The organism is Comamonadaceae bacterium OTU4NAUVB1 (assembly GCA_024372625.1).
Lineage (GTDB): Bacteria > Pseudomonadota > Gammaproteobacteria > Burkholderiales > Burkholderiaceae_C > Variovorax.
On the sequence record CP099605.1, the window covers coordinates 1,416,752 to 1,429,139 of the forward strand.

A 12,388-nucleotide genomic window follows, 5' to 3' on the forward strand; every position below is an offset into this window, starting at 1 on the left:
CGTGAGCGAACTTCACAAATTCCTGTTCGACGGCCTGCCGGTGCGCGGCATGATCGTCCGCCTGACCGATGCCTGGCAGGAGATCCTGGCGCGCCGCGCCTCCAACACCACCACCGGCGCCTACCCGCCGCCGGTGGCGGAACTGCTCGGCGAGATGACCGCGGCGGCCACGCTGATGCAGGCCAACATCAAGTTCAACGGCTCGCTGATCCTGCAGGTCTTCGGCGACGGGCCGGTGAAGGTGGTGGTGGCCGAGGTCAAGCCCGACATGAGCCTGCGCGCCACGGCCACCGTGGTCGGCGAGCTGCCGGCCGACGCCCGCCTGCCGGACATGGTCAACGTCCACAACAAGGGACGCTGCGCCATCACGCTGGAGCCCAGGAGCCGCCTGCCCGGCCAGCAGCCCTACCAGGGCGTGGTGCCGCTGTTCGGCGACCAGGGCGAGAAGCTCGACCGCCTGAGCGACGTGCTGCAGCACTACATGCTGCAGAGCGAGCAGCTCGACACCACGCTGGTGCTGGCGGCCGACGACAAGGTGGCGGCCGGCCTGCTGATCCAGCGCCTGCCGGTCAAGGGCGAGGGCAACCTCGAGGGCACGTCGGAGCGCGACACCAACCCCGCGAACGAGGACGAGATCGGCCGCAACGAGGACTACAACCGCATCTCGATCCTGGCGTCGAGCCTGACGCGCGACGAATTGCTCACGCTCGACGTCGAGACCATCCTGCGCCGGCTCTTCTGGGAGGAGAAGCTGCTGCGTTTCGAACCGCAGACCGGCGCCGAAGGGCCGCGCTTCGTCTGCACCTGCGGGCGCGAGCGGGTCGCCAACATGATCCGCGGCCTGGGCGTGGAGGAGGCCGAGGACATCCTGGCCGAGCGCGGCGACATCGAGGTCGGCTGCGATTTCTGCGGTCGCCAGTACCGCTTCGACGCCGTGGACACGGCGCAGATCTTCACCGCGCCGGGCGACCAGCTCCCGCCGCCCAGGACGGTGCAGTAGCCGCCCGCCGGATGGGCGGACGCCCGTCCGGTCAGGCCCGCCGGCCCAGCAGGTCGGTGAACATCCGGTGCTCGCAGACCGGGTCGGAGCACTTGTCGCACGACCAGCGCACCCGGCCGGATGCGCCCGCGGCCGGTGAGCCCGGTGGGGACGGGTCGGCCTGCGCCGCCAGGTTCAGGGCGTTCCAGGCGTTGGTCAGGCGTTGTGCGCCGCTGCCGTGCACGACCGAGTACGCCACGCCGGCGCGCCCGAGGGCGGCGCGCACCATCGCATCGACCGGCTCGCGCACGTGCGGGCCGTCGCGCTGCAGGCCGTCGGCCACCCAGGGCAGGTCGAGGGCCGTGAGCAAGGTCATCGCGCAGGCGCGCTGCGCCAAGAAGGCGTCGGCGTAGAGCGAGTCGTCGCGGAACAGCATGTCGCTGTAGACGGCGGTCATCAGGGCGGTGGTGTCGGCCACGACGACCCCGTGCGCGGCGGCCTGCGCGATGCGGCGCGTCTGTTCGGCGGCGATGGCGGCCTGCTCGTGCGGGCGCGGCACGCGGGCCTCGCGGTCGCACCATTCGCGCAGGTATTCCCCGACGAAGGTGGTGGCGACCCCCCGCCGCGCGAGCCGCCCGGCGATCGCCTCCGCCAGCCAGGTCTTGCCGGTGCTCTCCGCGCCCAGGACGGCGATGACGCAGCCGCGCGCGAGCGTCGGCGTCATGCGGCGGCGATCGGCGCGCGCGCCGGCAACCGCCGGCGCCAGGCCAGGAAGCCGGCGATGCTCAACGCGATGAACACGCCGTAAAGGCCGACGGTCAGCCACAGGCCCTTGTGGATGAACAGGCCGACGCTCACCACGTTGACGGCGATCCACACCAGCCAGTTCTCGATGAACTTGCGCCCGAGCAGGAACTGTCCGACCAGGCTCAGGCCGGTGGCGAAACCGTCCCACCAGGGCACGTCGGTGTCGGTGAAACGGTGGAGGAAGAGGGAGACGGCCGGCCAGACCAGCGCGCAGGCCGCGAGGGTCCAGGCGATGCCGCGCGGCGACAGGCGCATCACGCGCAACGCGCCGCCATCGCCACGGCGTCCGCGCAGCCATTGCAGCCAGCCCCAGAAGGCGACGAGGGCGAAGAAGATCTGCAGCGACGCATCACCGTAGATGCGCGCCTGCGAGAAGACGAAGAAATAGAGCAGCGAGCTGGCGATGGCCAGCGGCCAGCCCCAGTGGATCTCGCGCATGTTGCAGCCCACCATCACCAGCGCCAGCAGGGCAGCCGCCAGTTCGAGCCAGCTGGCCGGCGCGCCCCACAGCACGAAGGCGGGGGCCGAGAGGAAGTCCGACATCGGATGGGCTTCAGCGCGTGATCTGGACGAAGACCTCGTCGGGCCTGACCATGCCCAGTTCCTGGCGCGCGCGCTCCTCGACCATTTCCATGCCGACCTTCAGGTCGTTGACCTCGGAGGACAGCCGGTCGTTGGCCAGGGCTGCGCGCGCGTTGGATTCCTTCTGGGCGCGCAGCTTCGCCTCGAGCTGCGCGACGTCGCGCACGCTGCCGCGACCCATCCAGAGCTGCGACTGGAGCACCAGCAGCAGCACGACGAGAACGATCGGAACGACGCGCGAACGCACGGTGCCGGGCGGTCCGTGGGTCCGCGCTTCAGCGCAGGTTGTAGAACGCGGCGCGGCCCGGGTAGCTCGCGACGTCGCCCAGGTCCTCTTCGATGCGCAGCAGCTGGTTGTACTTGGCGATGCGGTCCGAGCGCGACAGCGAGCCGGTCTTGATCTGGCCCGCGTTGGTGCCCACGGCGATGTCGGCGATGGTCGAGTCCTCGGTCTCGCCCGAGCGGTGCGAGATGACGGCGGTGTAGCCGGCGCGCTTGGCCATCTCGATGGCGGCGAAGGTCTCGGTCAGGGTGCCGATCTGGTTGATCTTGATCAGGATCGAGTTGGCGATGCGCTTCTCGATGCCTTCCTGCAGGATCTTGGTGTTGGTGACGAACAGGTCGTCGCCCACCAGCTGCACGCGCTGGCCCAGGCGCTCGGTCAGGTGCTTCCAGCCGTCCCAGTCGCCTTCGTGCATGCCGTCCTCGATGCTGATGATCGGGTACTTGTCGACCCAGGTCGCCAGCATGTCGGTCCAGCTCTCGGCCGACAGCGTCAGGTTCTCGCCGGACAGGACGTACTTGCCGTCCTTGTAGAACTCGCTCGCCGCGCAGTCCAGGCCCAGGGCGATCTGCTCGCCGGCCACGAAACCGGCCTTGTCGATGGCTTCCAGGATCAGCTGGATGGCTTCCTCGTGGCTCGCGACGCTGGGGGCGAAGCCGCCCTCGTCGCCCACCGCCGTGCTGATGCCGCGGTCGCCCAGGATCTTCTTGAGCGCATGGAAGGTTTCGGCGCCGTAGCGGACCGCCTCGCGGAAGCTCTTGGCGCCCACGGGGATGATCATGAATTCCTGGAGGTCCAGGCTGTTGTTGGCGTGCGCGCCGCCGTTGATGACGTTCATCATCGGCACCGGCAGCTGCATGCCGCCCATGCCGCCGAAATAGCGGTAGAGCGGCAGGCCCGATTCCTCGGCCGCGGCGCGGGCGACGGCCATCGACACGGCCAGCGTGGCGTTGGCGCCCAGGCGGGCCTTGTTCTCGGTACCGTCCAGGTCGATCATGGTGCGGTCGAGGAACGCCTGCTCGCTGGCGTCCAGGCCCAGCACGGCTTCGGAGATCTCGGTGTTGATGTTCTCGACGGCCTTGAGCACGCCCTTGCCGAGGTAGCGGCTCTTGTCGCCGTCGCGCAGCTCGATGGCCTCGCGCGAGCCGGTGGACGCGCCCGAGGGCACGGCCGCGCGGCCCATGGTGCCGCTCTCCAGCAGCACGTCGCACTCGACGGTGGGGTTGCCGCGGCTGTCGAGGATCTCTCGCCCGACGATGTCAACGATGGCACTCATTTTGGAAGTTCTCCGGTTTTGAAAATTCTTGGGGACGTGGTGGCATGCGCCCGGTGCAGGCGCGGCCCGGACCCTACAGGCCTTCGACCACGATCATGCGCATGACGGCGGCGCCCTGGCGCGCGGCGCGCGCCTTGCCGTATTCGGGCGAGTCGTTGAAGCGTCGGGCCGCCTCGACCGACGGGAACTTGAGAATCACGATGCGTTGGGGCGCCCAGTCGCCCTCCAGCACCTCGACCGCGCCGCCGCGCACGCACACCTCGGCGCCGTGCGCCTGCATGGCCGCGCTGGACCACTTCTTGTAGTCCTCGTACTGGACCGGGTCGGTGACCTCGACATTGGCGATGATGTAGGCGCTGGTCATGACTGGAAGCTGTCCTCGAGGAAGGCGTTCTGCTTGGTGACCCGGTCGAGCGCGACGAGCGTCTCGAGCAGGGCCTTCATGTGCCTGAGCGGCACGGCATTGGGGCCGTCGCTCATGGCCTTGGACGGATCGGGATGCGTCTCCATGAACAGGCCCGCGACGCCGACGGCCACCGCCGCGCGCGAGAGCACCGGGACCATCTCGCGCTGGCCGCCCGAACTCGTGCCCTGGCCGCCGGGCAGCTGCACCGAATGCGTGGCGTCGAACACGACCGGCGCGTTCGTCTCGCGCATGATCGCGAGCGAGCGCATGTCGGAGACGAGGTTGTTGTAGCCGAAGCTCGCCCCGCGTTCGCAGGCCATGAAGCTGTCTTCCGGCAGTCCCTTCTCGCGGGCGGCGGCGCGTGCCTTGTCGATCACGTTCTTCATGTCGTGCGGCGCCAGGAACTGCCCCTTCTTGATGTTCACCGGCTTGCCCGACTGCGCCACGGCGCGGATGAAATCGGTCTGGCGGCACAGGAACGCCGGCGTCTGCAGCACGTCGACCACCTTCGCGGCGGCGGTGATGTCGTCCTCGGTATGGACGTCGGTGAGCACCGGCACGCCCAGCTCGCGCCGCACGGTGGCCAGGATCTCCAGGCCCTTCTCGCGGCCCGGACCGCGAAAGGTCGTGCCGGAGGAGCGGTTGGCCTTGTCGAAGCTGCTCTTGAAGATGAACGGGATGCCCAGCGCGGCCGTGATCTCCTTGAGCTGGCCGGCGACGTCCATCTGCAGCTGCTCGGATTCGATCACGCAGGGACCGGCGATGAGGAAGAAGGGCTGGTCGAGCCCGATGTCGAATCCGCAGAGTTTCATGCGACGGCCTTCAGTGCGTTCTTTTGACTGCCATGGTGTTCCAGCGCGGCCTTGATGAACGCGTTGAACAGCGGGTGGCCGCCCCAGGGGGTGGACTTGAATTCGGGATGGAACTGCACGCCGACATACCATGGATGCACGTCCGTGGGCAGCTCGACGATCTCGGTGAGGTGCTCGCGCTGGGTGCGCGCGGAGATCACCAGCCCGGCCTTGCGCAGGTCGTCGAGGTAGTTGACGTTGGCCTCGTAGCGGTGGCGATGGCGCTCGGTGACGACGTCGCCGTAGATGCCGTGGGCCAGCGTGCCCTCGGTGACGTCGGAACTCTGCGCGCCCAGGCGCATGGTGCCGCCGAGGTCGGACTTCGCGTCGCGCGTCTTGACCGTGCCGTCGGCGTCCTTCCACTCGGTGATGAGGGCGATGACCGGGGCGGGGGTGTCGGGGTCGAACTCGGTGCTGTTGGCGTTCTTCAGGCCCGCGACGTTGCGGGCGTATTCGATGGTCGCGACCTGCATGCCCAGGCAGATGCCGAGGTAGGGCACCTTGTTCTCGCGGGCGAAGCGCGCGGTCGAGATCTTGCCCTCGACGCCACGCTGGCCGAAGCCGCCGGGCACCAGGATGCCGTCGTACTTGTTCAGGCGCGAGATCTCCTGCGGCGTGATGGTCTCGGAGTCGATGTACTCGATCTTCACCCGCGCGTGGTTCTTCATGCCGGCGTGGCGCAGGGCCTCGTTGACCGACTTGTAGCTGTCCGACAGGTCGACGTACTTGCCCACCATGGCGATCATCACCTCGCGCTGCGGATGTTCGACCTCGTACACCAGGTCGTCCCAGCGCTTGAGCTTGGCCGGCGGCGTGTTGATGCGCAGCTTGTCGCAGATCAGGCCGTCCAGGCCCTGTTCGTGCAGCATGCGCGGCACCTTGTAGATGGTGTCGACGTCCCACATCGAGATCACGCCCCATTCGGGCACGTTCGAGAACAGCGAGATCTTGGCGCGCTCGTCGTCGGGGATGGGGCGGTCGGCGCGGCACAGCAGCACGTCGGCCTGGATGCCGATGGCGCGCAGTTCCTTGGCGGTGTGCTGGGTCGGCTTGGTCTTGAGTTCGCCGGCCGCGGCGATCCACGGCACGTACGACAGGTGCACGAACGCCGAGTTGTTGGGCCCGTTGCGCAGGCTCATCTGGCGCACGGCCTCCAGGAAGGGCAGCGATTCGATGTCGCCCACCGTGCCGCCGATCTCGACGATGGCCACGTCGACCTCGTGCTGCGTGCCGATGCCCGCGCCGCGCTTGACGTATTCCTGGATCTCGTTGGTGATGTGCGGGATCACCTGCACCGTCTTGCCGAGGTAGTCGCCGCGGCGCTCCTTCTCCAGCACCGACTTGTAGATCTGGCCGGTGGTGAAGTTGTTGGCCTTGCGCATCCGGGTGTTGATGAAACGCTCGTAGTGGCCGAGGTCGAGGTCGGTCTCGGCGCCGTCGTCGGTCACGAACACCTCGCCGTGCTGGAACGGCGACATCGTGCCGGGGTCGACGTTGATGTAGGGATCGAGCTTGATGAGGGTGACCCGGAGACCCCGGGATTCAAGCAGCGCGGCGAGCGAGGCGGAGGCGATTCCCTTGCCCAGGGAAGACACCACACCGCCGGTGACGAAGACGAATTTGGTCATGCCAGTACCGGGCCAGAACACCCGGACAGTGGGAAATCGGAATTATAGGTGGGCGACTTAAACTCCCCCGCATGCAAGACCTCACGGGCAAACACATCGTCCTCGGGCTCACGGGCGGCGTGGCCTGCTACAAGTCCGCCGAGCTGTGCCGGCTGTTCGTCAAGGCGGGCGCCGTCGTCCAGGTGGTGATGACCGAGGCGGCCACGCGGTTCATCACGCCGGTCACGATGCAGGCGCTGTCGGGCCGGCCGGTCTACGTCTCGCAGTGGGACGCGCGCGAAGCCAACAACATGCCGCACATCAACCTCGGGCGCGACGCCGACGCCATCGTGCTCGCGCCGTGCAGCGCCGATTTCGTCGCGCGGCTGGTCGCCGGTCGCAGCGACGAGCTGCTCAGCCTGCTGTGCCTGGCGCGCCCGGCCGAACGCGTGCCGCTGCTGATCGCGCCGGCCATGAACCGCGAGATGTGGAGCCATCCGGCCACGCGGCGCAACCTGGCGCAGGTGGCGGCCGACGGCGCGACGGTGCTGGGCGTGGGCAGCGGCGAGCAGGCCTGCGGCGAGACCGGCGACGGCCGCATGCTGGAGCCCGAGCAGCTCTTGGAGGACGTCGTCGCGTCGTTCCAGCCGAAGGTGCTGGCCGGCCAGCACGTGCTGGTGACGGCCGGACCGACCTTCGAGGCGCTCGATCCGATCCGCGGCATCACCAATCACTCGTCGGGCAAGATGGGTTTCGCCATCGCCCGCGCCGCGCGCGAGGCCGGCGCGGAAGTCACGCTGGTGGCCGGCCCGGTGCACCTGCCCACGCCGCGCGGCGTGCGTCGCATCGACGTGACGTCGGCGCGCCAGATGCTCGACGCGACGCTCGCGCAGTCGCCCGCCGCGACGGTGTTCGTCGCCACGGCCGCCGTCGCCGACTGGCGTCCGGCGACATCGAGCGAACACAAGATCAAGAAGGACGGCAGCGGCCGGCCGCCAGTGCTGGCGTTCGCCGAGAACACCGACATCCTGGCGACCGTGGCGCAGGGCGCGCGCGCGCGGGACCGGCGCCTGTACTGCGTCGGTTTCGCGGCCGAGAGCGAACACCTCTCGGCCCACGCGCGCGCCAAGCGCGAGCGCAAGGGCATCCCGCTGCTGGTGGGCAACATCGGCCCGCTGGCCTTCGGGCAGGACGACAACAGCCTGCTGCTGGTGGACGAGCAGGGCGAGCGCGAGCTGCCTCGCGCGCCCAAGCTCGCGCTGGCGCGCGCCCTGGTGCAGGAGATCGCCGGACGCCTGCCGGCGTGGAAGGCGGGCGCATGATCCGCGCCGACTGGGCCACGCCGCCCGATGGCGACTTCGCCCGCTACGTCGACCAGCTGATGGCGCGCGCCGCCCAGGCCCGCCTGCAGGCGTCGGGCACGCCGGTGGAGGGGTTCGACGGCGCGTCGCAGGCGCCCGGCGTGCCGTCGGTCGATCCGCGCGCGCGGCGCCCCGGCACCTTCGACCGATCGCCCGGCCGGCCGGAGGTCCCGGCGCGACCGGCCTGGACCGACGCCGTCGCGCGCGGCGTGCGGCGCTGGGCCCTGCCGGCGGGCGCGAACACCGATGTCGCTTCTGTAGGCTGGAGCGGATGGCTGCGGGAATGGGCGCGCGCGGCCGCGACCACGCCGCCGCCATCGTCCGGCGGCGCCTCCCGCCAACACGATTCCCGATTGAACCGACCACTCCGAAAGCCATGAAAGTCGACGTCCGAATCCTCGATCCGCGCATGGCGGATGCGCTTCCCGCCTATGCGACCCCCGGCAGCGCCGGGCTCGACCTGCGCGCCTGCCTCGACGCGCCGGTGACCCTGGCGCCCAACGCCTGGCAGCTCGTCGGCACCGGCCTGGCGATCCACCTGGCCGATCCGGCGTACGCCGCGCTGATCCTGCCGCGCTCGGGCCTCGGCCACAAGCACGGCATCGTGCTGGGCAACCTGGTCGGCCTGATCGACAGCGACTACCAGGGCGAACTCAAGATCAGCGCCTGGAACCGCAGCGACACCACCTTCACGATCCAGCCGATGGAGCGGCTCGCGCAACTGGTCATCGTGCCCGTCGTCCAGGCGTCGTTCAACGTCGTCGCGGATTTCGCGCCCAGCCAGCGCGGCGAGGGCGGCTACGGTTCGACCGGGCGCGCCTGAGCGGTGGCGTGCGAAGCCCGGAACTCCCGGGCCCGGTGCGCACTCCCACCGCTCATCCATCACCACCGTCATCGCCGTCCGACCCTCTCGACCGGATCGGACATCCCCAGGAGCAACAGCGCCATGAAGAAGACATCCCTGCCGACCCCGTTCCGTTCCCTGTCCCTGGGCGCCGCCGTCGTGGCGCTCGCCACGCTCACGGCCTGCGCCTCGCCCGGCCCGGCCTACGAGACGGCCCGCTACCCCTATCACCCGCACGCCCGCCCGATCGCGCAGAACCCCTACGTCGACTACGGCCGCATCGCCAACATCGAGGTCGTGCGCAGCGAGACGCAAGGTGCCGGCACGTCGGGCGGCGGCGCCATCGCCGGCGGCCTGCTGGGCGGGGTCGTGGGCAACCAGTTCGGCGGGGGCGGCGGTCGCGCGGCCATGACGGCGCTGGGCGTGGTGGGGGGCGCGCTGCTGGGCAACCGCGTCGAATCCAACAACAACGCGCCGCGCGCCTACGAGACCTATCGCATCTCCGTGCAGACCGACCAGGGCGGCTATCGCGCTTTCGACGTGCCCACGCCGGGCGACCTGCGCACGGGCGACCGGGTGCGCATCGAGAACAACCAGCTCTCCAGGTACTGAGCCTCGCGCCCGCCGAGCCGGGAAGCCGGGACCGCGCGCCCGGTTTTTCGTCGTCCGGTCCCGCGCCGCACGACGTTCCGGGCCGCTGCGGCCGTGGTCCGGTTCAGTGCAGCAGGTCGCCCCCCGGGGCCTTGGGCGCGATGCTGAAGAAACCGGTGCCGGCGGTTCCGCTGCCGATCTCGTCCTCGGTCGCCTCGCGCACCGAACGCACCGTCAGGTCGAGCCGCAGCGCGATGCCCGCGAGCGGGTGGTTGCCGTCGAGCACGAGGTGGTCCGGATAGACCTCGCTGACGGTGTAGATCGCGTCGCGCGGGATGTCCGGACTGGTGCCGGCGGGCAGGGCGGCGCCGTCGAAGGTCATGCCTTCCTCGGTGCCTTCGGGGAAGAGGGTGCGCGGTTCCAGGAACAGCAGCTGGTCGTTGAAGTCGCCGAAGGCCTGCTCTGGCTCCAGCTGCAGCTGCACGCGGGCACCGGGCTCGTGGCCCTGGAGCACCGCCTCGATCGCGTCGAAGAGGTCGTCGCCGCCGACCAGGAATTCCACCGGCTCGTCGAGCACGTCCAGCACATCGCCCAGGGTGTCCTTGAGCGTCCAGGTCAGTCCGACCACGCATTGTTCAGAAATTTCCATTGCAGAATTCTCCCATGGACCCCACCCGACCCTCACCCCTGCTCGGCGGCCTCACGCCGGCGCAGTTCATGCGTCGTCACTGGCAGAAGAAGCCGCTGCTCGTGCGCCAGGCCGTGCCGCTGGACGCCCCCCCGGTGTCCCGGAGCGCGCTGTTCGACCTGGCCGCGCGGGAGGACGTCGAGTCGCGCCTGATCCGCCACGGCGCCGACGGCTGGACGCTGCGCCACGGGCCGTTCGCGCGCCGCGCGCTGCCGTCGCCGCGCCAGCCCGGCTGGACGCTGCTGGTGCAGGGCGTCGACCTCCACCACGATGCCGCGCACGACCTGCTGCGGCGCTTCCGCTTCCTGCCCGACGCCCGCCTCGACGACCTGATGATCAGCTACGCCGGCGACGGCGGCGGCGTGGGCGCGCATTTCGACAGCTACGACGTGTTCCTGCTGCAGGTCCAGGGCACGCGCCGGTGGTCGATCGGCCGGCAGCGCGACCTCGCCCTGCAGCCCGACGTGCCGCTGAAGATCCTGCGGGACTTCGCGCCGGAGCAGACCTTCGACCTCGCCCCCGGCGACATGCTCTACCTGCCACCGCGCTACGCCCATGACGGCGTCGCGATCGGCGGCGACTGCATGACGTGCTCGATCGGCCTGCGCTCGCCGGCCGCCTCGGCCCTGGGCGCCGACCTGCTCGCGCGCATCGCCGAGGCCCGTGCCGACGCGCTGCAGGACGAGCCGTCGGCGCGGCCCGTGCATTACCGCGATCCGGCGCAGGATGCCGTCGATGCGCCGGCGGCGATGCCCGCCGCGCTGCAGGCCTTCGCCCGCGAGGCGGTGGAGGTTGCGCTGCGCGATGCCGACGCCATCGACCGCGCGCTGGGCGAGTCGATGACGGAGCCCAAGGACAACGTGTGGTTCGAACAGGGCGACCCGCCCGACGATCCGCCGACGCACCTGGCGCTCGACCGGCGCACCCGCATGCTCTACGACGCGCGCCACGTCTACATCAATGGCGAGAGCTTCCGCGCGGCCGGCCGCGACGCGACGCTCATGCGACGCCTGGCCGACCAGCGCGAACTCGATGCGCGCGCGTTGAGGGGCGCGAGCGAGGACGCCATCGAACTGCTGGGCGACTGGTGCGCCGCGGGATGGGCGCATGCCGACCGCGCCCCCTGACGATCCCGGCGCGACGCGGGACGGCGCCTTGCCCGAGGGCCCGTTCGACGGTCGTCGGGCGTTCCACGTCCTGCTCCACGCGGCGCTCGAGGCCGCCGCGTGCGAGGGCTGGCGGCAGATCGTGCTGAGCGATCCCACGTTCGCCGACTGGCCGCTGGGCGAGCGCGCCACGGCGGCGGCGTTGCAGGCCTGGGCATCGAGCGGGCGCGGCCTCGTGATGCTCGCTGGTGATTTCGGCGTCTTCGAGCGCGAGCACGCGCGCTTCGTCCAGTGGCGCCGCACCTGGAGCCACATCGTCGAATGCCGTGCCTGTCACGGTGCGGGCGCGCCAGCCGTGCCCAGCGCGATCTGGACGCCGGCCTGGGTCCTGCACCGCGTCGATGTCGAACGCAGCCGGGGCACGAGCGGAAGCGACGCGCAGCAGCGGCGCGCCGTTCGCGAGCGCATCGACGAGTGCCTGCGGCGGTCACGACCCGCGTTCCCGGCCTTCACATTGGGTTTGTGACCGGAACGCGAGGACGGGCGGACGGGAATTTGGCTGACGGTGCCGAGGCGTCCAGGCCAACGTCGGCGCCGCGATTTGCCTCGACCATCTCCCTAGAATTCATTTTCACGCTTCACTTCTAGGAGATAGCACATGAACAAGTCCGTCCTGATCGCCGCCCTGATGGCCGCCGCCGCCCTGACCGCCTGCGGCAAGAAGGAAGAGACCGCCGCGCCGGCCGTCGTCACGCCGGCCCCGGCCGTGGTCACCCCCGCCCCGAGCACCACCACCACCACCCCGGCCGATCCGATGGCGCCCGCCGCGTCGGGTGCCGCCAGCGGCAGCATGGGCATGGGCTCGCCGTCGCCGGCCGCCTCGTCGGCCCTCGATGCCGCCAACGCCGCGACCGAAGCCGCCCGCAACGCCGCATCGGCCCCGCGCTGAGCCGGTCCTCCCCGCCGGACGCCTCGCGGCGCCGGTGAAGACCGATGCGAAAAGGCCG

16 protein-coding genes are annotated in these 12,388 nt (G+C 70.3%); 8 read left to right on the forward strand and 8 right to left on the reverse strand.

All coding sequences use genetic code 11. From position 1 onward, the window contains the following. Position 1 precedes the first annotated feature (1 nt). Entirely contained in the window at positions 2–1,000 is a 999-nt protein-coding gene (locus NF681_10065; GenBank protein UST55482.1) for an Hsp33 family molecular chaperone HslO, read from the forward strand. A 31-nt stretch (positions 1,001–1,031) separates the two neighbouring features. Here NF681_10065 and NF681_10070 read toward each other — a convergent pair whose 3' ends face one another. From NF681_10070 to NF681_10100, 7 genes are all read right to left on the reverse strand, one after another. Continuing rightward, complete coding sequence (locus NF681_10070; GenBank protein ID UST55483.1) at positions 1,032–1,703, reverse strand: ATP-binding protein; 672 nt, start codon at positions 1,701–1,703, stop codon at positions 1,032–1,034. Continuing rightward, the gene (gene pnuC / locus NF681_10075; protein UST55484.1) at positions 1,700–2,329 is read right to left on the reverse strand and encodes a nicotinamide riboside transporter PnuC; all 630 of its coding nucleotides are present in this window, start codon (positions 2,327–2,329) and stop codon (positions 1,700–1,702) included. The genes NF681_10070 and pnuC overlap by 4 nt, the downstream gene beginning before the upstream one ends. 10 nt (positions 2,330–2,339) lie before the next feature. Further along, a complete protein-coding gene (ftsB, locus tag NF681_10080; protein UST55485.1) occupies positions 2,340–2,615 on the reverse strand; it encodes a cell division protein FtsB in 276 nt (91 codons plus the stop codon). Positions 2,616–2,643: 28 nt separating this feature from the next. Further along, on the reverse strand, positions 2,644–3,927 hold the full coding sequence (eno, locus tag NF681_10085; GenBank protein ID UST55486.1) for a phosphopyruvate hydratase: 1,284 nt from the start codon (positions 3,925–3,927) through the stop codon (positions 2,644–2,646). A gap of 73 nt (positions 3,928–4,000) precedes the next feature. Next, positions 4,001–4,291 carry a DUF1330 domain-containing protein gene (locus NF681_10090; GenBank protein UST55487.1) on the reverse strand — a complete coding sequence of 97 codons (291 nt, stop codon included), beginning with the start codon at positions 4,289–4,291 and terminating at the stop codon, positions 4,001–4,003. Continuing rightward, a complete protein-coding gene (kdsA, locus tag NF681_10095; GenBank protein ID UST55488.1) occupies positions 4,288–5,145 on the reverse strand; it encodes a 3-deoxy-8-phosphooctulonate synthase in 858 nt (285 codons plus the stop codon). Before kdsA ends, NF681_10090 begins: the two co-directional genes overlap by 4 nt. Next, positions 5,142–6,812: a CTP synthase gene (locus NF681_10100; protein ID UST55489.1), complete on the reverse strand. Its 1,671-nt coding sequence runs from the start codon at positions 6,810–6,812 to the stop codon at positions 5,142–5,144. Before NF681_10100 ends, kdsA begins: the two co-directional genes overlap by 4 nt. Positions 6,813–6,883: 71 nt before the next feature. On the opposite strand from NF681_10100, the gene coaBC reads away from it, so the two are divergent. The 4 genes from coaBC to NF681_10120 all read left to right on the forward strand — a co-directional run bounded on the left by coaBC (position 6,884) and on the right by NF681_10120 (position 9,608). After that, entirely contained in the window at positions 6,884–8,113 is a 1,230-nt protein-coding gene (gene coaBC, locus NF681_10105) for a bifunctional phosphopantothenoylcysteine decarboxylase/phosphopantothenate--cysteine ligase CoaBC (protein ID UST55490.1), read from the forward strand. Further along, on the forward strand, positions 8,110–8,532 hold the full coding sequence (locus NF681_10110) for a hypothetical protein (GenBank protein ID UST55491.1): 423 nt from the start codon (positions 8,110–8,112) through the stop codon (positions 8,530–8,532). The genes coaBC and NF681_10110 overlap by 4 nt, the downstream gene beginning before the upstream one ends. Then, positions 8,529–8,975, forward strand: coding sequence for a dUTP diphosphatase (dut, locus tag NF681_10115; protein ID UST55492.1), 447 nt, complete (start codon positions 8,529–8,531; stop codon positions 8,973–8,975). Before NF681_10110 ends, dut begins: the two co-directional genes overlap by 4 nt. Before the next feature lie 123 nt (positions 8,976–9,098). Beyond that, positions 9,099–9,608, forward strand: coding sequence for a glycine zipper 2TM domain-containing protein (locus tag NF681_10120; protein UST55493.1), 510 nt, complete (start codon positions 9,099–9,101; stop codon positions 9,606–9,608). A 103-nt stretch (positions 9,609–9,711) separates the two neighbouring features. On the opposite strand, the gene NF681_10125 is transcribed toward NF681_10120, so the two are convergent. Then, positions 9,712–10,236 carry a peptidylprolyl isomerase gene (locus tag NF681_10125; GenBank protein ID UST55494.1) on the reverse strand — a complete coding sequence of 175 codons (525 nt, stop codon included), beginning with the start codon at positions 10,234–10,236 and terminating at the stop codon, positions 9,712–9,714. Positions 10,237–10,250: 14 nt separating this feature from the next. Here NF681_10125 and NF681_10130 point away from each other — a divergent pair, with 14 nt between their 5' ends. The 3 genes from NF681_10130 to NF681_10140 all read left to right on the forward strand — a co-directional run bounded on the left by NF681_10130 (position 10,251) and on the right by NF681_10140 (position 12,330). Next, the gene (locus tag NF681_10130) at positions 10,251–11,402 is read left to right on the forward strand and encodes a cupin domain-containing protein (GenBank protein ID UST55495.1); all 1,152 of its coding nucleotides are present in this window, start codon (positions 10,251–10,253) and stop codon (positions 11,400–11,402) included. Continuing rightward, positions 11,383–11,907 carry a hypothetical protein gene (locus NF681_10135; protein UST55496.1) on the forward strand — a complete coding sequence of 175 codons (525 nt, stop codon included), beginning with the start codon at positions 11,383–11,385 and terminating at the stop codon, positions 11,905–11,907. The genes NF681_10130 and NF681_10135 overlap by 20 nt, the downstream gene beginning before the upstream one ends. Before the next feature lie 132 nt (positions 11,908–12,039). Continuing rightward, the gene (locus tag NF681_10140; protein ID UST55497.1) at positions 12,040–12,330 is read left to right on the forward strand and encodes a hypothetical protein; all 291 of its coding nucleotides are present in this window, start codon (positions 12,040–12,042) and stop codon (positions 12,328–12,330) included. Positions 12,331–12,388 lie beyond the last annotated feature (58 nt).